1 protein-coding gene and 2 pseudogenes are annotated in these 1,401 nt (G+C 57.7%); 1 reads left to right on the top strand and 2 read right to left on the bottom strand.

Translation table 11 applies throughout. From position 1 onward, the window contains the following. Positions 1-335: 335 nt before the first annotated feature. A pseudogene (locus tag IVA80_RS34335) lies at positions 336-605 on the bottom strand (transposase); the annotation flags it as partial. 83 nt (positions 606-688) lie between these two features. On the opposite strand from IVA80_RS34335, the gene IVA80_RS34330 reads away from it, so the two are divergent. Then, positions 689-1,336 carry an IS110 family transposase gene (locus IVA80_RS34330; protein WP_346348056.1) on the top strand — a complete coding sequence of 216 codons (648 nt, stop codon included), beginning with the start codon at positions 689-691 and terminating at the stop codon, positions 1,334-1,336. Here IVA80_RS34330 and IVA80_RS34325 read toward each other — a convergent pair. Then, positions 1,321-1,401 (bottom strand): annotated as a pseudogene (locus IVA80_RS34325) (IS5/IS1182 family transposase); the annotation flags it as partial. The gene IVA80_RS34330 and the pseudogene IVA80_RS34325 sit on opposite strands and share 16 nt — an antisense overlap.

Raw genomic sequence — 1,401 nt, 5'->3', positions numbered from 1 at the left:
TCAGACCCACGCGATATTCGTGTGTCTTGATTTCCTTGGGAACACCGACCTTCATTTGCAATCTCCTCGTTGGATGCATCTTTGTAGTCGGAAGAGCAGTACTAACTTGCTACGCAGATGGCGAAGCAGCGCAGAAATTCAGCGATTTTTGGAGGTTAGCACAGAATTTCAGAGGATTAGCTCCACGGGCCTCCTGCCCATAATGGAAACGCCTCGCCTTAGACTAAGCTGAGTATGAATCTGAGCTCAATTTGCGGTATTCAGCCAGCTCCATCGGAACTGCACAATGGCACGGTGAGAGCGAATAACGGTGATGGTGACCTTGCCCCCAGATTTTATCCAGTTCTGAGTTCGCTCAAGCCGTTGGATTTGCCCAGTTGGGCGGTGGTAGCGACGGGAGCTGGCGCGGAGCCTTCGGCATAGCGCAGCGCCAGATCCCGGCGCGGGTGGCAGGTGAAGGCGAACTCGGACGGCGTCTTCCATCCGAGCTGCGAGTGCGGTCGTGTGTGGTTATAATCGGCGCGCCAGCATCCGAGCGCGGCGCGGGCCTGAGCCAGCGACGCGAACAGCGTCTCGTTCAGCAATTCATCCCGGAGCCGGCCGTTGATGGGGAAGACGACCCCGCTCCCTCCGCGGCGGCGATATACTGGCGATGGATGGACGAACCCGGTAACAGGAGCAATTCACCATGGAAATCGCGACAATTGGGTTGGATATTTCGAAGCACGTATTTCACGTCCATGCAGTTGACAGCAAGGGCCAAATAACCAGCCGCCAACGCCTCCGGCGAGGCGAGATCGTGTCGTTCTTCTCCTCGATCGAGCCGTGTCTGGTCGGCATCGAAGCCTGCGCCACCGCTCACCACTGGGCACGGGAGATTCAGCGGTTTGGACACGAGGTGAGATTGATTCCGCCTGCCTATGTAAAACCTTATGTGCGGCGAGGAGCAAAGAACGACGCCGCCGACGCGGCCGCGATCTGCGAAGCGGTGACCCGCCCCAATATGAGGTTCGTTCCGATCAAGAGCGTCGAGAACCAAGGCTTCCTGATGCTTCATCGCGCAAGAGGCCTGCTGGTCCGCCAGAGAACCATGACGGCTTGTGCCATTCGAGCTCACTTCGCTGAGTTCGGAATCATTGTCGGGCAAGGCCGGCAACGGGTGGACGGTCTGGTGGACTTATTGGATGACGAGGCCCTGGCGTTACCAGCCAATGCTCGTCTGGCACTCGCCGCTCTCGTGAACCAACTGAAGGAATTGGACCAGCAGGTCGAGGACATCGAGCGTGAGCTGGCTCTCATCCAGAGAACTAGGGTTCAGACTCAATTGATCCAATAGGCGACGATGGCGGCGAGGTGGACGGCAGCTAAGAAGTTTCTGGCAAGTTTGTCGTAGCGCGTTGC

The organism is Bradyrhizobium sp. 139, assembly GCF_023074175.1.
Classification (GTDB): Bacteria; Pseudomonadota; Alphaproteobacteria; order Rhizobiales; family Xanthobacteraceae; genus Bradyrhizobium.
Note: the sequence above shows the minus strand (reverse complement) of the source record. Positions and strands in the feature narration are given on the sequence as shown.